Origin of the sequence: Vibrio sp. 1F255, from assembly GCF_041439145.1 — a bacterium.
Lineage (GTDB): Bacteria > Pseudomonadota > Gammaproteobacteria > Enterobacterales > Vibrionaceae > Vibrio > Vibrio crassostreae_C.
On the sequence record NZ_JBGONQ010000042.1, the window covers coordinates 1 to 18,556 of the forward strand.

Annotated in this window: 15 protein-coding genes; 6 read left to right on the top strand and 9 right to left on the bottom strand. The window is 43.0% G+C overall.

The window, feature by feature from the left end; all coding sequences use genetic code 11:
- From ACED41_RS19200 to aspT, 9 genes are all read right to left on the bottom strand, one after another.
- On the bottom strand, positions 1-1,010 hold a 1,010-nt coding region (locus ACED41_RS19200; RefSeq protein WP_371725477.1), incomplete at its 3' end, for a BamA/TamA family outer membrane protein.
- 261 nt (positions 1,011-1,271) lie between these two features.
- Positions 1,272-2,177 (bottom strand): LysR family transcriptional regulator, encoded by a 906-nt coding sequence (locus ACED41_RS19205; RefSeq protein ID WP_017064611.1) that lies wholly within the window; start codon positions 2,175-2,177, stop codon positions 1,272-1,274.
- 159 nt (positions 2,178-2,336) lie between these two features.
- Positions 2,337-2,762, bottom strand: coding sequence for a hypothetical protein (locus tag ACED41_RS19210; protein ID WP_017064612.1), 426 nt, complete (start codon positions 2,760-2,762; stop codon positions 2,337-2,339).
- 17 nt (positions 2,763-2,779) lie between these two features.
- Positions 2,780-3,952: a patatin-like phospholipase family protein gene (locus tag ACED41_RS19215; RefSeq protein ID WP_017064613.1), complete on the bottom strand. Its 1,173-nt coding sequence runs from the start codon at positions 3,950-3,952 to the stop codon at positions 2,780-2,782.
- 213 nt (positions 3,953-4,165) lie between these two features.
- Entirely contained in the window at positions 4,166-5,023 is an 858-nt protein-coding gene (gene pdxY, locus ACED41_RS19220) for a pyridoxal kinase PdxY (RefSeq protein ID WP_371725478.1), read from the bottom strand.
- A 98-nt stretch (positions 5,024-5,121) separates the two neighbouring features.
- A complete protein-coding gene (locus ACED41_RS19225) occupies positions 5,122-5,709 on the bottom strand; it encodes a sodium/glutamate symporter (RefSeq protein ID WP_371725479.1) in 588 nt (195 codons plus the stop codon).
- Positions 5,658-6,329, bottom strand: coding sequence for a sodium/glutamate symporter (locus ACED41_RS19230; protein WP_371725480.1), 672 nt, complete (start codon positions 6,327-6,329; stop codon positions 5,658-5,660). The genes ACED41_RS19225 and ACED41_RS19230 overlap by 52 nt, the downstream gene beginning before the upstream one ends.
- Before the next feature lie 70 nt (positions 6,330-6,399).
- A complete protein-coding gene (locus ACED41_RS19235) occupies positions 6,400-7,995 on the bottom strand; it encodes a bifunctional aspartate transaminase/aspartate 4-decarboxylase (protein WP_017067289.1) in 1,596 nt (531 codons plus the stop codon).
- 151 nt (positions 7,996-8,146) lie between these two features.
- A complete protein-coding gene (gene aspT, locus ACED41_RS19240) occupies positions 8,147-9,862 on the bottom strand; it encodes an aspartate-alanine antiporter (RefSeq protein WP_120459729.1) in 1,716 nt (571 codons plus the stop codon).
- A 471-nt stretch (positions 9,863-10,333) separates the two neighbouring features.
- Here aspT and ACED41_RS19245 point away from each other — a divergent pair, with 471 nt between their 5' ends.
- The 6 genes from ACED41_RS19245 to ACED41_RS19270 all read left to right on the top strand — a co-directional run bounded on the left by ACED41_RS19245 (position 10,334) and on the right by ACED41_RS19270 (position 18,546).
- Positions 10,334-10,546, top strand: coding sequence for a DUF1656 domain-containing protein (locus ACED41_RS19245; protein WP_017059802.1), 213 nt, complete (start codon positions 10,334-10,336; stop codon positions 10,544-10,546).
- Positions 10,547-10,556: 10 nt separating this feature from the next.
- On the top strand, positions 10,557-11,423 hold the full coding sequence (locus ACED41_RS19250) for an HlyD family secretion protein (RefSeq protein ID WP_017059803.1): 867 nt from the start codon (positions 10,557-10,559) through the stop codon (positions 11,421-11,423).
- A 9-nt stretch (positions 11,424-11,432) separates the two neighbouring features.
- A complete protein-coding gene (locus tag ACED41_RS19255) occupies positions 11,433-12,788 on the top strand; it encodes an FUSC family protein (RefSeq protein WP_017059804.1) in 1,356 nt (451 codons plus the stop codon).
- Positions 12,789-13,113: 325 nt separating this feature from the next.
- The gene (locus tag ACED41_RS19260) at positions 13,114-14,772 is read left to right on the top strand and encodes a hypothetical protein (protein ID WP_371725481.1); all 1,659 of its coding nucleotides are present in this window, start codon (positions 13,114-13,116) and stop codon (positions 14,770-14,772) included.
- A 129-nt stretch (positions 14,773-14,901) separates the two neighbouring features.
- Positions 14,902-17,004, top strand: coding sequence for a carboxylesterase family protein (locus ACED41_RS19265; RefSeq protein WP_371725482.1), 2,103 nt, complete (start codon positions 14,902-14,904; stop codon positions 17,002-17,004).
- 84 nt (positions 17,005-17,088) lie between these two features.
- On the top strand, positions 17,089-18,546 hold the full coding sequence (locus ACED41_RS19270; RefSeq protein WP_371725483.1) for a phospholipase D family protein: 1,458 nt from the start codon (positions 17,089-17,091) through the stop codon (positions 18,544-18,546).
- Positions 18,547-18,556: the final 10 nt, after the last annotated feature.

Sequence of the window (18,556 nt, forward strand, 5' to 3'; positions counted from 1 at the left end):
ATGCCGTTATCTTGCTTTGCAACCCCTGAACCGTAAAACCCAGACACCTTCCAACGATGAGTGATGCTATACGTCAATTGGCCTTGGATTGTTTCAATCTCATCTCCTTGGTACCGATAAGATGACACCCCGCGTAACGACACGTACGGTTTCGCTGTGGGTGATACAAACAGGTCTTGCTGTTCGAAGCTTTGATAATTTGCAGCCAAGCCTAACGTCCATTTATTGGTAATTGGGATATAGGCTTCGCCATCTATGTTCAAATTTCGGTAATTGTAATCACTGCCAATCGCATCGTCGTACACCATGTAATCTGCAGACAATTTGTAACCTTTGGTTGGATAAAATAAATTATCTCTTGTGTCATATTCAGCCTCCAACCCTAAACCAGAAGTAACCGATTCGTTACCCAAAATTCGGTCTAAAACCATGTTATCAAATTCAATCTCAGACTTAGCTAATAACTGCTTTATTCCCAACATCCAAGGCGTATGCCCAATCCGGAACTGCACCTTTTGTGAAAGTACGGCTACCGAAGTTGACGTGCCTATTCTAAGGTCATGATCTATGGGGCCCCAGTTGATTGATGTGTACAAATCCAAATTCGCAACACCAAAGCCGCCGCCTCCTGTGTAACGAATGGAATCATTCATCCAAGATCGTCTATGGCCACCAAATACAAACCAAGTTTCGTTCTCTGTCCCTACTGCGCCCACTACTGACATTGCTGAGGGTACTAACTGCGCACCACCATCTATGGCAGAAAGAGCAGCTTGCTTTCTTTGTCGCTTTTCCTCATCCGTCTCATGTAAAAACAAACCAGCCACACCGCCGCCGTACCCCACCGCAGGCTCGGTAATCAAAATTGGGATAGGCAAAAAGCCATATGCGTTTTCCGCAAGGTGATGCCCCATATCAAATTGACCATCAACAGGATCATAAAACGATGCGAAAGAAGATGTTGTAAATAAAAAGCAGGAAAAAAGAGCAAAGCCGCCGCAGCGATTCATAAGATTGGCCTCAATAAAAAAGGCCGGGTAATAAAACCCGGCCGAAAGTTTGCTTCCTTGCAATAAACATAGAAATTAAACACTTATTGCCAATAAAGGGGTCCTTAATCGACAAGGTTAGAATAGGTCAAACTGTGGTATTGCCCTACTCTCATATGGAGGATCTAGCCCTACAAAATCAAATCATTCTAAAGATGACAAATACGAAAAAGGCTCATATAAATGAGCCTCTGTGAACAAGTAAACTGTGTTATTGGTTCATTAATCTCGCTTTAGCAATCGCTCTACGTTTTCTTTGATAACTGATAATACTGATGACTTAACTTCGCTAATTTGTTTAGAATGAGGGCACCATAGTGCAAAGCCAAATTTAAATCCTTGTTCCATTTCAGACGATTGTATAGGTTCGATGTCGTAATGCGAAAATTCAGAATGAGCGAACGTTTTTGGTAGAAGTGCCCATCCTAGACCTGCTTCAACCATTTTGATAACTAGCGCTAATTGGTCGACTTCTTCATTGTCAGAACTAACGGTTATTTTTTCGGACATTCCTTCTTCAATGAAGGATTTTAAGACAAACTGCTTCGCATTTCTTAGCGCTAAAAGTACATCTTCTTTTGCCAAAGATGAAAACTCACCATTTTTTTGAACGAAAGGAAAAAATTCTATATGGCCTAAAAAGTTGGCATCAAAACTGTGTATTCCACGACTGTCATGCACGTTGACCAATCCAAAATGATACTCACCGCTCTGAAGGCCTTGCTTAATGTCTTTTTTATTTCGTACAAGAAAATTCACTCGCATCATCGGGAAATCACGACGCAACTTCTTTCGAATATCCACAAGGATTTGATGAGGTATCACACTTGAATAAGCAAAAGTAATGTTTTCCAAACCGCCATAAGACAAGCTCAAGGCTACCTTGTCGAAAGTGCGTGCCTGTTCAATCGTTTGCTTAGCGTAGTGGTAAAGAAGATGACCATCTTCTGTCGGCTTTACAGAGCGTCCAACCCTTTCAAATAGGCTTACCGCGAGTTGGTCTTCAAGGTTAGTTATAACCTGCCCGATTGTCGTTCTGTGCTTATTAAGCTTGACTGCTGCCTTGCTGAAAGAGAGTTGGTCATAAACGGTAACGAACGCGAGAAGTTGTTCAATGCTGAAATTCATGTTGTTGTGCTTACTTTTAATCGTTATGTATTTAAATTATCACAGGTTGGCGAAATATCTACTTTGTCAGAATAATATTAGTGAAAATAATTCGTCAATTTGAAACAAAAAAAACCTACTTAAGCTAGTAGGTTTTATCGTTGATGTCAAACGAATAACTTAAATGTATTCGATAACTCGAGCTAGATAGTTAAAGTCCCCAGAATCACCGTGGTAATTACGGTAAACATCGACACTGAAATATCTAGGTTGGTCCACTTGAATATGCTCAGCAATTCGCTGCTCGATGGATTCTAGAGTTTCACCTGTTTGCGAGTAAATGTATTTCTTGGTGGTCTTTTGAAGCTGGCGTTCTTTAGCTTCTTTGTGTGTGACGTAATTGTTCACGTCAACCCATTGACCAATGTAGTCAATCTCCACGTAGTCTGAATTTTCTTCAACCATGAACAACGCCGCTTCTTGTTGAACGTCGGCCAGTTGTAGCATGTCGTTATCGACTTTTTGCTGTTCCATTGAGGTCACATTTTGTGCTATGGCAGCGCTAGACGTTGCCATGATAAGTAGCGCTAAAGCTGTTTTATTCATTTTACGATATCCCTAAATTAAGGTAATTCTGTTACCCAAGGTTTGCCCTGAGTTGCTTTGTGATAACCATATTCGTATATGGTTAATAAATAGTGTTCATCAAACATGTCTTTGGTTCGTTTGGCGTAACCAAAGTCGTGCTCGATGTAAGTAAATTGCATATCAATGTTGTTGATTTCACAGATGTATTTCATTCGATATAAATCACCACGTGTTTGAGCAAGAGTCAGGCTTGATACGCTCTTTGCTACTAAATCTAGACCCTTATCTCTCAGCGAGTGGTACGGCGCTTTCAGTGCTCCATTTCGAATAACATCGAGCTGTGGTGGTTTTTCTAACCCAAGAGCATCTGAGATCTGCTGATAGTCGAAGTTAGATGGATTGAAAAATACTTGAGCGGCTAAACCACCATCGACGTGAAGTTCTTCATAACTTTTACCTTCGTACTTCACATTGATAAACTGCGGTGGGAAGACTCCAGGAATAGAAGCACTTGCTGCTAAAACCTTATATATAAGTTCAGACTTATCTGGCATGTCACTATTTGCAATTGCGCCCACATTCCAAATGACAAGCTCTCCAGAATCAAAGTGTGTGCTACCAATAAACAAACGCTTACCGTTGCGGTGTCGCGCAGCAATTTGCTCGATCATCGGTTCAGGGAACGCCTGAGCGATAAATTGATTCAAGTTTTTACCGTCAGTAAAAGCATCTTTAAACACGGTGTTTAAAAAGTTCTTTTTGCCGAGCACTGATTTGTCATTGATGTTTAACATCACCTCCTTCATCTTCGGAAATGCATCTCCGCCGATGAATACAAATGGTGCTATTAGCGCTCCTGCACTGATGCCAGTAACTATTGAGTAGTCTTTCAATTGGCCAGATTCTTCCAGCCCTATCAAAATACCGGCTCCAAAGGCTCCGTTCGCGCCGCCTCCTGACAAAGCTAAGATATTTAGTTGCTCACCTGACACTTTAATTGGCGTTGTTTGATCGATTGGAGAGTATAAGAAGTCTGGGTTCTCACTCGCCCACATACGCAATGGCTCTTTTACTGATATCGCTTCTTCTACAACCACTTCTTTGTAATTGTCTTTGTGTACGCGTACATCCAACGTGTGGGGTGAGCTACATGCCACTACAAGTAATGACAAAGCAACGGTAAAACCCGAGGAAATTAGACGGTTCATAATTAGGCTCATTTAATGTTCTCTAAAATGATTCAGAGACTCTGTTTAATCAAAAGAACAGCTATAAACAGAGAAGTTAATAAATAGGGATAAAGTGAAGTCCGTCTCTTTCTGGGAGTAATATAGCTAGGTTTAGTCTTAGCTCGTAATCTCGTTTGTAGGATGCGACCCATCGAATAGGCACACCCTCCACCACTATCGGAGTTAAACGCTCTACCCGATTTTGACCACGTTGAAATCGTGGGTAGGCTCTACAAATTCATATTGTGCATTGATTGTTTGTAGCTCCCAAGTGCCATAGCTTTTAGTTAGCTCCAACACACCATAGACCGCGTTATTTGCATGTCGGAATGCAGCTACGGGAGACATTCTCTTTATTAACCCTGCGGTAAACAGGCCAGAGATAAGGTCACCGACACCAACCGGTTGTTGAGCAAATTCAATGTTCGGTCGTTGGGCTAAATAACATGCCTTTTTCGTTGCTAAAATCATACTGAACGCGTCATCGGGTAATGAGTGAAGATGCTTCACGAGCACCATCTTTGGACCAAGCTCCAATGCTTTCTTACATGCTGTAACCGCGTCATAAAGGGAGAGGATTTTAATGCCGGTCAATTCACTTAGTTCAAATTGGTTTGGCACTATAACATCGGCAATAGGAAGCAAGTGTTTAGTAATGGCGGTTCTAACGCCATCCTCAACGATACAACCTTTATCTGGGTCACCCATTACAGGGTCACAAACATAGAGTGCACTGTGGTTCTTTTCTTTAACTAAATTAACCGACTCGGCAACCGCTTTACATTGGTCTGCGCTTCCCTGATAACCCGATAGGATCGCACCACAGTCTTTCAGTACGTTGATGTTGTCTAAGCCTCGAATCAAGTTTCGAATATCATCTGAGCCGAATGTTTGCCCGGTCCAACCTTGTTGATATTGAGTGTGATTAGAGAACTGAACAGTGTGGATTGGCCACACATCGAGTCCCATTCTTTGGATTGGAAAAACGGCAGAGCTATTGCCAGCATGGCCAAAGACCACATGAGACTGAATTGAAATTACACCTTTCAAACCGTCACTCCTCTTCTGAATATAGTTTTTGATGTCTTGAGTAAATTTTAAAGTCAAAGTACTGAACTTTGGTAATCCCCTTTGATGGGGAAGATCCATCAAGACATGAAATGTAAGAATGTCTCTATAACGATTAGGTTTGAGAGATCGATAAAGAACGCACCAATTAACGGCACGATAAAATACGCTTGTGGCGATGGGCCGTAGTAACCCGTGATACCATTCATATTGAGCATGGCTGTCGGTGTCGCACCCAAACCAAAGCCCGCATGACCACTTGCCATCACCGCGGCATCATAATTTTTACCGAGTAGCTTATAGGTAACGGACGTAACAAACACAATAGTAAACAATGTTTGAATCGTTAGGATAACCACCAGCGACAACGCCATATCAAACAGCTGCCAAAGTTTGATTTCAAGCAATGCCATAGATAAGAAGACACTTAGGGCAATTGAGCTTAAACGTGCCACTTCGACCATCGCAATCTTGGCAGGTTTGCTCTCGCTAAATAGTGTTGAGAATAGTGCACCAACAAATAACGCATAGACGAAATTTGGCACCATGTTCAGCCAATGCACATCGAGCACAAGCACTAAACTATGTAGCATTTGGCTGAGCTCAACACAGCATGCTAAAAGAACAACGCTTCCGATGCCATGTAGTACATTGCCCTTAGTCGGCATGTGATGGGCCTTTTTGTGTTCCACATCTGCTGCATGTACGTTCGGTGTTGAAAGTTGATTTTTTCAACCAAATACGTGCCTAAAGGCGCTCCGATAATACCGCCAATCACAAGACCAAAAGTGGCACAGGCCATCGCGATTTCGAGTGCATTATCGACACCAAAATGGTCATGAAACATCGACGCCCATGCAGCACCTGTACCATGCCCACCTGATAGGGTGATAGAGCCCGTCATCAGTCCTAGCTTAGGATCCAGCCCTAAGAACGAGGCTGCAGCGACACCAATAGCGTCCTGAAAAATAATATAAACAACGGCGATTCCGAGAAAGACAACGAACAAGCGTCCACCTTGGAATAGCTGCTTGATATTTGCGCTTAAACCAATGCCTGCGAAAAACATCAGCATCAACGTCTCTTTATAAGGAAGTTCAAATTCGAACTCCATTCCCATGCGATATAAGCAAGTAGTAATTAAGGCTGCGATGCACCCACCAATCACCGGCCCTGGGATATGATATTTACTTAATATTGGTGTGTGTTTTTTGGTTACCTCACCAAACAACAACATCAAGAGTGCCAAAATGGCAGATTCAACGGCATTTACAGAAATTACATTCATTATCACGACCTAAACAACCGAATAAAAAAGCCCCGACTTGACGGGGCTTATATTTTCTAGCAACTACGAATTACGCAGAGAACTCTTGGAAGTACTCATCCAACACAGTGCGTGTTGCACGGCCGATTAGCTCGTACTCGTGGTGAGTAAGGTTCGCTAGTGATACACGTACTGATGCGTGTACTGTGTCGAAACCTTTACCAGGTAGTAAGATTACGCCGGTTTCGTGAGCAAGACGGAATAGGAAGTCTTTACCTTTCTCGTTAGCTTTGAACCAGTCGACAAACTCTTGACCGTAAAGTTTGCCACCTAGCGTGTCTAGCTCTAGTAGTGTGTAGTAATCCACACGGTCTTTGTTCTCTTCGATTGCTACACCCATGTTTTTGTAAAGCGTTATGTAGCGCTCACGGATGATGCGTTTACAAGCGGCTTTGTAGCGACCTTCTGAGTCCATTAGACAAGTTAGAGCAAACATCGCCATTTGCACTTGTTGCGGTAGAGATAGACCGGCAGTGTGATTCAAGGCTACGCTACGGCTATCCGCAACGATGCGGTCGATGAACTTAATGTCACGTGGCTCTGGAGTCAGTGTTTTGTAACGGTCATCCAATTGGCACTGTTTTTCTTCGCTGAAAGAACTTAGTGCGTCATCAAATACGTTTTTGTGTTGGATACCAATGGTACCTAAACGCCAGCCTGTTGCGCCAAAGTACTTAGAGAACGAGTAAACACAAAGTGTGTTGTATGGTAGTTTTGCAAATAGAGAAACGAAGTCATCGGCAAATGTACCGTATACGTCATCAGTGATGATGAATAGGTCACTGCGTTGCTCATTCACAAAGTTTGTTAGGTTCTCTAGAGTCTCGTCAGAGAATTTCACTGATGCTGGATTAGCAGGGTTAACGACGCAAAGTAGTTTGATGTCTGTATCTGCCAGTTTCTCGATTTCAGACATTGGAAGCTGCCAAGTGGTCTCATCAAGACGCAGTTCAACGATCTCTAGTTCGTACTCAGAAAGCTCTGGGATTTCTAGGTAAGGGGTAAAGATTGGCGTGATTAGCGCAACTTTGTCACCTTTTTTCAATAGACCATTGTTGAACATGGTTGCGAACGTGTACGTCATTGACGCAGTGCCGCCTTCTGTTGCGAACAGGTCAAAGTTAGTCGTCATTGGCATTGGGCCGTACATCTCTTCTGCGATGTATTGTTTAACCACTTTCTCGATGTTCACTAGCATACGTGGTGGCACTGGGTAGTTACACGCAAGGTAAGCCAGTACTAGCTCGTTTAGGAACGCTTGTTTTTCGATGCCTAGACGGTCTTTTGCGTAGCTTAGTGCACGACGTAGGAAATCAACGCCTTTGTCTGTTGCATATTGGCTTGCGAACGTGTCGAAACGCTCAACGATGCCGACGCCATCAGGGATACCACCGAAATCACCACCGAGGTAAGCGTAGTTACGTTCCGCTTCCATTACTGCAAATTCACCCAAACGAATAAATGCTTTACGTGGCAATGTTGCTAAGAAGTTTGGATTACCACGACCTGCGTCTAGTAAAGCACGGTCTGGCACTGCTTGCGCCACTTCAATTAATTTGTCTTTTAATTCAAATGGGCTTAAATCAGCGAATTTTGAAAAGTCGATATTTGTATTTTGTGTAGTCATAATATTTACCTAATAATTTAATATTAAACACTTGTAATTAAATAAAGTGTTTTACTTAAGTGTGATTATTCAGGCCTACCCTATTTTTGATTGGGTAGGTCTGTTAATAAGTTGATGATTTTTTAAATCTATAATGAGTTGTAGGTTTTAATTACATACCCGCATTAACGGTAATAATGCCGACGATAATTGGGCCCCATAGAGTCAGTAACACGTTGGCTACGGCGTAAGTCACAGTAAAAGAGAATACTGGCGTTGCGTTGCCTGTTTTTTCCATCAATGCAGCGAACGCTGGGTTTGCACTTCGACCACCGGTTACACAACCTAACGCTTCTACTGGGTTCTTTATCTTCAATACAAAGTACGAGAAGAAGAATGAAATAATCTGTGGAATGATGGTTACCGCAACACCCAAGAATAGTAGGCTCATACCGTGTTCTTTGATGGTGTCTACCGCTTGAGGGCCCGCTTGGAGGCCAACAATGCCTACAAATGCTGCTAGACCGAAGTCGCGAATAAAGCTTGCTGCTGATTCTGGGAATTGCGCCACATGTGGGTTACGGCTGCGTAACCAACCAACAATCAGACCTGACACTAGACAGCCTGCACCAGAGCCGATAGTGACCGGAATACCTGCAATTTTGAAGTTGATTAGGCCAATCAAAAGACCCAATACCATACCCATGCCTAGTACAATGAAGTCAGTCATTGTTGCTGAGTTCATTGGCTTACCGATTGTACCTTGAACACGATTAATATCGCTTGGTGAGCCAGTTAATTGAATAACATCATTTTTCTTAACAACAAGGTCAGCGTGAACTGGGATTGATACACCTTCGCGAAGGTAGTCAGTCACATAAACACCACGGTAAGTGCCTTTGTTCGCTTCTGATTTGATTTGACCTAGTGTACGGCCAATCAGTTGTTTGTTGTCTGCGATAAGCTGACGGTTCTCTTCAATGACTTCGTACTCTTCTGGAAGCACAACTTCAGAGCCAACAGAGTCACCTTTCAACTGACCAATGGCTTTACGAGTACCTGTGATAACCAGAACATCGCCTTGTTGAAGCTTAGTAAATTTGTCTGCTTCAATCGCTTTGCCATCACGCTCGATAACTTCGATGCATGCGTCTATTGAATCTTGATTGATTTGGGCTAGTGTCAAACCATTCACTTTGCTCTCTGCTTTGATTTCAAAAGCGCGAGTCTCAAGTTTTGTCATCGCATTGAATTCACCAGCACCAAGCTCTGCATTACCATCTGAGTTCGCTTCTGCCATTTTGATTGCTTCAGCGCGGATATCCCATTTCATTAGTGTTGGGAATACCCATGTCACCATTAGGATTGGACCTAATGAACCAAAGATGTATGTTACAGCGTAACCTACAGCAACGTTAGTTTGCATCAGATGTTTGGCTTCTTCAGACACACCACCCAAACGGGCGATCGCATCGCCTGCAGTACCAATGATCGCAGACTGAGTTAAACCACCGGCAGCTAGGCCCGCAGCAGTACCTCTATCTAAGTCAAACAACCACGCAGCGGCAAGTACACACAATAAGCCTGAAACCGTCATAACAACCGCAGACAACAGAATGTTGATGGTTCTAAAGTTAAGCGCTTTAAAGAATTGTGCGCCGCCTTGATAACCCACAGCATAAATAAAGAGCGCAAAGAAAATACTTTTTACGCCGGGATCAATCTGAACACCAAATTGCCCAATAATTACGCCCATTAATAATGTTCCGGCCACACCGCCTAAAACAAATCGGCCGATAGTAATTTTACCAACCATATAACCCAATGAGAGTGTAATAAATAATGCGACAAATGGTGCCATGTCAAACAGATTAGAAATAATGTCCATGACAAATTTACTCTTGTTACTAAATATAAGGAGTAAATAATCTAACGAATAACTTAATAATGATATTTGTTGGATTATTCAAAATAAATAAAGCATCTCGTTGCTTCGAACCGAATATTAAGAACAAAAGGTTTTATTATGTAATCCCATTTGATGGATCAAATCATCACTTTAACTGTTCGCATAGTTTTTGAAGTGCAATTTACACCTTAAGTGATTGGTTTAAATAGATTTATCTTAAACCGGCAAAAGTAGATGATTTTCGAAATCAATTTCAATTAAGTGTTTCCACTTCAAGAACGACAACCTACCTACCGTTGTTTTACTGGCTTACGGCTCTCAACAAAGAGGCAGTTGGCATAATCACCGAATAAAGTTGGATTTTGATGGGTACGATCCTCTATAAGCGATTATCACAATAAATCGAACTCCGTTATCGTTGCATTCATCAAACAAATAGAGAACAGAACCATGAATACCATGCCGCATGAGCTTGTGTGGGATGAAGTCTACTTCCCACCGCTGTTATTGGTTATCGCACTGGCTTACATACTGACAATGCTAACAGGGTCAATCGCGACACGGTTTGGCCTTCATAAGTACGTCGCCTTTCCTGCAATAGCAGAACTGAGCTTGATCGTGATTTTTACTGGCGCTATCGGCCATTTTATTACCATTTTTTGAGGCACTTACTGTGATCAAACGTTATCTCATCACACTTTTATTATTGGCTGCTGCGGGAACTGTGGTTTATAGCTATTACCAGTCGTACTCAAGTAACCCATGGACCAGAGACGGACAAGTCAGCGCTTATATCGTCTCGATTACACCTCGAGTCACGGGTCAAGTCATTGAAGTGCATGTCGAAGACAACTCGAAGGTAAAAAAAGGCGATCTTCTTTTTGAGATCGATCCGAGTATTTACAAGGCGACCTACAGAAAAGCACTTGCGACTCAAAAACAAGCATTTGCCCTACTCGCCAAAGCCAAAAACGAAGAGCAACGCGCGTTGAATTTAGAGAAAAGAACGCCCGGTGCCGTGCCCGTGCTGACACTAAACAACTTGAACAACGCGGTAGAAACCAGCGCCGCAAATGTCGAACTGGCAAAAGCGAACGTAGAAGAAGCACATCTCAACCTTGAGTACACCAAGGTATATGCGCCTACTAACGGCTATATCACCAATCTGAACCTACGTGTTGGCTCTCAAGTTGTCGCGAATTCACCTGTGGTTGCGCTAATTGATGAAGATAGCTTCTGGATTGAAGGTTATTTCAAAGAGACTGATTTAGTCGGTGTCGATGCTCAGGACACTGCTTATGTGACCTTAATGATGCACAACAATGTTCAGCTAGAAGGACATATCAAAAGTATTGGTTTTGGTATCGCGAAGCAAGACGGCAGCACAGGTAATGATTTATTGCCAAACGTGAATCCAAACTTCCAATGGATACGCCTAGCTCAACGCATCCCTATCAAAGTGAAGTTAGACAAAATACCAGAAGACGTACAACTGCGTGTTGGTATGACTGCCTCGATCAAAATAATCAAAAATAGCTAGGTGATTCTTATGTTCACTGCATCGACTAAAGACGCGATTAAAGTCGCACTCTCTATCGTTATCGCAATCTGCCTAGCGTTGTGGTTTGGTTGGGAAAAACCGTATTGGGCTGCGATAGCCGTCGCAGTGATGGCATTGAACGAGAGCTTCGCCCATTCAATAAACAAAGGCCATAACCGGTTAATGGGAACCTTGTTAGGGACCGGTTATGCCTTTTTCCTCATTGCGATGTTTTCACAAGATCGATTTTTGTTTCTAACATTTCTTACCGTGTTCTTAGGCACTTGTATTTTCATGTCTAGTGACGAGAAATACGGCTACATCTTTTCAATAGGATTTACCGTGTGTTCGATTGTTGCTTGTATGGGCGGGTTTGATAACCAAACCACCTTTCACTTTGCTGTACTTAGACTTCAAGAAACACTATTAGGTGTTGTTGTGTTCTCTATTGTGTATCGCATCGTGTGGCCTGTGAATACTGAACTCAACTTTGTACAACGTTTCGAAACCAGTAAACAAGCGTTGTTAGATGCGATGGAAAAAACAGACAACATCGACATTGCCGCACTTGAAAGCAACACCGCGAATATTGATAAGCTGTATCAACTTTTAGATCTGCCACTGACCGGAAGCTACCACCTTAAAGAGAACATCCAAACATGGCGCTTGCGTATCGATGAAATGGCACATATCCAAGATACATTACTCAAACAAAGTAACAGCGAATCAGACTTAGATATCCAATGGGCAGTTCTTACTCACAACTTGAAGACGTTCGATGTATTAACACCAGAACAATCTCTTGTTGAGGGTGAACTCAATGTCATAGGTGATCATAAAGACGTGTCTTGGCATCATGCACATCGCACGTTTGTTGAACATTTGAATGAAGATGGGCGCAAAGTGCTGCAAGGCGTGTCGATGTTTATCACATCGCTGTTGGTTTGGATTTATCTTCCAGTTCCAGGTGGTTTCATATTTCCTATGTTAGCCGGTGTATTCTCTTCTATGGTGCCGACCATGCCACCAAGCGTTATTAAGGACGCTTTTTATGGTGTGTTGGGTACAGGGTCGGTGGTTCTGTTGCAATACATCTTTGTGATGCCATTAATGACAGAACTATGGGAGCTGGGACTATTCTACTTCCTTAACATTATGGTGATATGGAAAGTGTTCGCGACACCTAAGCTCATGGTACACCGAATATTGGGTATTAACTTATTAGTTGTTCTCACATCTGGTGCGCTCAACCTCACACCTGTTTATGGAATTGAAACGCCACTTTTGATGCTCGTAAACATTTTGATTATTCTGATGATAGCGAAGTTGTTTACTGATCTATTTAGAGTGAGGGTAACTGCTTAGAACTAAATGCGCTTAACAACTCACAACAAAACGGTCTGCCAAGTATTTTTACTTCACAGGCCGTTTTTTATCTATTGAAAATCATTATAAATCAATTGATTAACGCTAATTATTACTAAATGAGGATAGCGTCCATCAAAAGCGATTAACGCGATCTGCCACCTCCTCTTAAAATCCTCTCATTGATTGACGCAATGCATTTTTAGTCGCGACATTCACACTAGCAATCCTAACGGATAAATACATAACAACTGAACACGACGTTCAGTATTACATCGACTGTTTGAGTCTCGAAGGTTTGAGGCTACTCAGCGTGGGAACCGTCATGAGTTTTTTTGAAATACGCACCAGCGCCTGTAAGACCCATACTCTTTCTGTGTTAGCGTGCGCCCTATTACTTACCACCCCCAATTTTGCGTCTGCGGCAGAAACCAATACTTACAGCGAAGTTATGGAAAAAGGTCGAGCACTATTTGACAAATATGGCATCAGTCACGATTTACCAAAGCTAGCAATCAGTTCGCTCGTACAGGGCGAACACCTAGTTGAACACGCACATCGAACCATACAAATTGGCGATGAGGTTCGTGACTCAAGCGTCTATCTGATAAAAAACACAGACAGCAAAGGCAACATCGACCTGCGCATCAAATACAACCCGCAAGAGCTGGATGAAAACGAAAAACTGATCGATGAAATTGAAGAGTTTACGCGCACTGAGTATCGACTAAGAAATTATGCAGAAAGCTTCGATCCATCGTCAGTGAAAGTCAATGAAAAAGACAACGGCGACGTGACCATTAGCTTCAACTATTCGAAATACGGCTTACCACAAGACATCGCCTATTTCCGTTTCTTGAATGTTGATATTGAACTTGTAGGCGGCACACCAAAACGCATGGTAATCACCAACGACAAGCCATTTAATCTTGGTAAGTCAAAAGTCGATACCTATTACCAAGTGATTGATTTCCAAACGTTAGACTCTGGTAAAGTCGTTATTGAACGTAAGACAACTAACATCGAGGGTACGTCTAAAACGAAACCGATGACCATGAGCGCTGTAACTGAACCCGTCGCAATTTATGAAGACGACAACGGCGTTAATGTCCTGCATGAAGAGCGTCTAAAAGAAGTTTCAGATCCTCGTATGCAAGAAGCGAGTGTTAAGTTAGATCGAGTATTCCCTTTAATGGGTGACATGGTGCGTCGTCAAGGTATCGATTTACCCCTTCCATTCGGCGTATCAGTGGCTTATCGCAATCAAGATATGGATATACCCATGACAGATTACGTGATTGGTGGAGTGCGCTTGAATGATTTATTTGACCCGGAAGACAGTGTTGCGACGGTCAAAGCGGAAAGTGTTTCGATACGCGGCGACGTAAATATCTTGCCATTCTGGAATGTATTCGGGTACGTAGGAAAGGTAAACGTTGATGCGAATATTGACGCCTCTTATACCGGCGCCGCAGGTGAATACTTAAAAGACAAGCTCAATAACAAATTGCCAGGGCTAGGTAACGCACTTTGCGAAGGTGTCTCTGCCTTATGTAACAGTGGTCGTTTGAATGTACCACTTCATCTTGAATATGACTTACGCGGCGCGGGCACCACATTATCTGTTGGTTACAAAGAATTCTTTGCCTCAGTGACGGGTACTTACTCCCAAACACGCCTGAAAGGGTTGGATGATTGGGGCGACGGCATTGTCACGATTCAGCCAATGTTGGGCTACCAATTAGTTGATTATCGCGCTCAATTCTTCGTTGGTGCTGAATACCAAGGTTTAGATTCACGTATGCAAGGTACTGTAAAGACAGACGATATTGAGTTTGATTACGACGTTGGTGTCGACATTAACCAGTGGGCATTTTTAACCGGAGTCAACAAACAGATTGGCAAGCATTACAACATGACCGTGTTGTACAACAAAGGTGAAACTCGTTCGGCTGTAACGCTGAATCTTGGCTACCGATTCTAGTCACCGAACTTTGATTACCAGCCTAGCCCTTAAACCAGGTTGTTCTTAATAAGAAATTTTGTAGTTCTGTTATCTACGCAGATAGCGATGAAACAGACTACGCCGAATACTATTGTGGAAACTCATTTTATGACTATTGCATACCGTTCAATGATCGCTCTTACTATTACTACTGCCTTAGCAGGTTGCGATACTGATAGTGCCCCTACTGTTCCATTCCCAGACAAGCCCGAACCGTTAGTTCCGGCACCGGCTAAACCGTTTGATGCTCAAATCGGTAACGTAACGATTAAAGCGACGATAGAAGAACTGGTTATAACTTCGAATACCGAAGACGACAAACTGGCTTCTGTTGAATCTTTCAAAGGGATTCAATATGCAGAGGCTCAGCGCTTTGAACACAGTGAAGTTGTAAACCTTGTTGAAGGTACTTTGGATGCGACTCAGTTCGGTTATGCTTGTCCTCAACTAAAAACGACAACACAAACACAAGATGAGAACTGCCTTAACCTCAATATCTGGCGCCCAGTAGGCGTAGATGCTGACGCAGAACTACCGGTTTATGTATTCATTCACGGTGGTGATTTCGAATACGGTTCTGGTGCAGAGCCGCTCATCCAAGGTGATACCGTGGTTGCTCAAGGAAGCGACGATGGTAAGCCTTTCATCTATGTAAGCTTTAACTACCGTCTTGGTCAGTTAGGTACTCAATGGATTAAAGGCGCGAACGAAGATGGCAACTATGGCCTAGGTGACCAGAAGCGCGCCTTAGAGTGGGTACATAACAATATCGCTGACTTCGGTGGTAACGCTCAAAACGTAACCGTTATGGGTCAAGGCTCTGGTGCTATGTCTATTGGTTTCTTACAGCAAGATCATGATATCGCAGGTCAATATTTCCAACGTGCAATCATGCAAAGCAACCCTTATGGGTTTGAGTATCCAAGCTATGAAGTTGCAAAAGATCGCAGTAAGGGTTTTACAGCAGACACTTCGCTTGACAAGATCATGGCGTCGCAAGAAACAGCTTTGGATGGTATTGAACAGCTAAAAAATTGGTTGTTAGGTTCTTTGCAAATCCCAATTCTGAGCCCAGCCGCAGATGAGACGCCAATGTCAAACCTGATGCCTTTTGCTCCATACATATTGTGTGAAAAAACAAGTCGCCTTGGTAGCTGTAGCGAATCAGCAGAGTCACCAATGAAAGCAGGCTTCTCAGTACCAACTGTCCTAGGTGAAAATGCACATGAAGCGAACAGCTTTGGCATGCTATTTAGCGCTACGTTCTTAATCCCGACGGTCATCGAGTTATTAACAAATGATGAACCTGAACTGCTTACTAACGAAGACCCAACAAAGCTAGCTCTAGCTATGGTTAACTGGTTAGAAGATGAAAACAACATCGTTCTTCTGCAACAAAAACTATCTGAGCAAGCAAGTGATGAAGTTTCAGCAGATCTTGTATTGCCAAGCAGTGCGTACAGCGCAGTAACGGGCTTATTTTATGGTGCCAAGCTAGAAGGTGATCTACTTGAAATGACTGGATGCATTGATACCAACGATATTGCGGGTACCGTAGGTTGCTTGGTCGACATTGTTGAGATCACTAGCCACCAGCAAACCCAAGATATTCTGGCTCTAACTGATTTCTACCCTAACTCAGAATCTAGCTTTGGTGGCGCTCTTGACAACATGAAGCAATTTAAAACCTTGCTAAATGACACCTTGTTCAATGGTCCAGCTCGTCACATGGCAGCAAACAGCGGAGTAGAAGCAACGCTATACCACTTTGAGCACAAACCAAGCTTTAACATGTGGAACTATAAAACAGGTCTAAATGAAGAAACGGGCGAATACGACCAACTGTCAATCATTGATCTATTCAAAACGATTGGTTGCATCAGCGGTGCATGTAACGGTTCAGAACTGCCATTTATGTTCAACAAAGCTGTACGTTTTGATGGAAGCGAAGTAAATCCATCAAGCAAAGATAAAGCCCTTATGAACGAAATGTCGCGTCTTTGGTTTAGCGATGAATTGTTCCAGAGCTACCAGTACAGCGATGCTACCGACAATGTGCTTGTCATTGATGGTGCAGGATTCAGCGACAACAGCACTACCTTCGACTGGGACTATGTCACAAACCCAGGTGTTGATCCTAAGCTTCGTGAAGGTCGCTTAACGGGTCTAGCAGAGCAAGGTCTTATGCCTTGGGACTGGTACCTAAACTAAACATATTCAACACCCTTCCTACTTTAACGGCCAGCTCGCTGGCCGTTTCTATATCCAAATTTTATGTTTAAACGCAGGTTAGTTATGACACTTAGCAAACTAAAAACAGCATGCACAATAATGTTGATTGCTTTGGTCACAGGATGTGCCCAACCTTACCCCGATGTTGAACCTGACTTCGAAGCTAACTGGCAAAGCACAGAACATCAAGCCGAAGTCTATTTGATCCCGAGTGCGCCTGAAGCCTTTGCGCGCCGCATTGATCTGGTTCGCCAAGCAAAACACTCGATTGATATGACTTACTTCTCTTGGGAAAACGACACTCTGGGTCTGATGCTGTTAAACGAGCTGAAACACGCCGCTGACCGCGATGTGGCCGTGCGCCTCACACTGGATGACTTGTTGGTATTCAATGACAAATGGCTTGCGGAGTTGGACTCACACGCCAATATTGAGATTCGACTGTTCAACCCTTTTGAGTCACGTAAAGCCAGCTGGATTGGTCGTGCGCTCAACTTCTCTACTCATCAAAAACAGTTAGATAATCGACTGCATGAGAAATACTTTAACGTTGATCACCAATCGATGATCCTCGGTGGCCGCAACATCGGTGATGACTACTTTGGCTACAGCGAAAGTGCCAACTTCTTTGATATGGATGTGCTGTTTAAAGGCTACGTGATTGCTGCTTTCGACCGAAACTACCAAGCGTTGTGGAACAGTGAGCATGTAGTGCCAATTCAAGAACGCATTAAAATCAAAGAGAAAGAGCAATACCAAGCGTTCACCAAAGCGTTGAACAAAGGTGAAAAGAATCAAGCATTGATCACGTCTGAAGTCGAAAGGCAGATAAAGAGCTTAAACCAACCGAAGTTCATTTCAGCCTCTGTCACGCCGGTATTTGACTCACTGGAGAAACTCAATGACAACAAGCCCTACTTTCGCCAACGTATTGAACACTTGATGAAGCAAAAAGTACCGACACCTTCTAAGGTTATTATTTCTACGCCTTATATGGTGCCAAGCGATAACAAGTTTGTATTCGTCGATGCACTTAGAGAGAGCGAAGCCGAAGTCACCTTACTGACGAATTCATCGGCTTCTAATGATTCGGGCTTTGTGCCTGCGTATTACGAAAAACACCGTGAGACTCTACTCGACAAGGGCGTAAGTATCTATGAGTACAAAAGCCAAGCGATCAATGATGATCACTACTTTCATGTTGATACCTACTACCACAACAAGACAGTAATTTTAGATGAGCGTGTCACCTATATTGGCTCTTCTAACTTCGATCCAAGATCAGACTTTCTCAACGTTGAGTTTGGGGTGTTGGTTGACAGTGAAGAGTTTGCGAAGCAAGTGACACACTACTTAACACGTCAGAAAGAGGAGTTGTTCTGGGCTGTGTCGCGAGAACAATCAGGTGACACCATCTGGGCTTCAGAGGAACAAATCCATACTAAGAACCCGAACTACAGTTCATGGAACAAGGTACCTGATTGGTTATTTCGAAAAATGAATGGCGAGTTCGAGCTTTAAGTGTTCAGCT

Excerpts from the sequence above, each read along its gene's own strand:
- ACED41_RS19235 (WP_017067289.1), bottom strand. The coding sequence starts at position 7,995 with ATGACTACACAAAATACAAATATCGACTTTTCAAAATTCGCTGATTTA.
- ACED41_RS19230 (WP_371725480.1), bottom strand. The coding sequence starts at position 6,329 with ATGAATGTAATTTCTGTAAATGCCGTTGAATCTGCCATTTTGGCACTC.
- ACED41_RS19245 (WP_017059802.1), top strand. The coding sequence starts at position 10,334 with ATGAATACCATGCCGCATGAGCTTGTGTGGGATGAAGTCTACTTCCCA.
- ACED41_RS19210 (WP_017064612.1), bottom strand. The coding sequence starts at position 2,762 with ATGAATAAAACAGCTTTAGCGCTACTTATCATGGCAACGTCTAGCGCT.
- ACED41_RS19265 (WP_371725482.1), top strand. The coding sequence starts at position 14,902 with ATGACTATTGCATACCGTTCAATGATCGCTCTTACTATTACTACTGCC.
- ACED41_RS19260 (WP_371725481.1), top strand. The coding sequence starts at position 13,114 with ATGAGTTTTTTTGAAATACGCACCAGCGCCTGTAAGACCCATACTCTT.
- aspT (WP_120459729.1), bottom strand. The coding sequence starts at position 9,862 with ATGGACATTATTTCTAATCTGTTTGACATGGCACCATTTGTCGCATTA.
- ACED41_RS19270 (WP_371725483.1), top strand. The coding sequence starts at position 17,089 with ATGACACTTAGCAAACTAAAAACAGCATGCACAATAATGTTGATTGCT.
- ACED41_RS19205 (WP_017064611.1), bottom strand. The coding sequence starts at position 2,177 with ATGAATTTCAGCATTGAACAACTTCTCGCGTTCGTTACCGTTTATGAC.
- ACED41_RS19225 (WP_371725479.1), bottom strand. The coding sequence starts at position 5,709 with ATGCCGACTAAGGGCAATGTACTACATGGCATCGGAAGCGTTGTTCTT.
- ACED41_RS19255 (WP_017059804.1), top strand. The coding sequence starts at position 11,433 with ATGTTCACTGCATCGACTAAAGACGCGATTAAAGTCGCACTCTCTATC.
- ACED41_RS19215 (WP_017064613.1), bottom strand. The coding sequence starts at position 3,952 with ATGAACCGTCTAATTTCCTCGGGTTTTACCGTTGCTTTGTCATTACTT.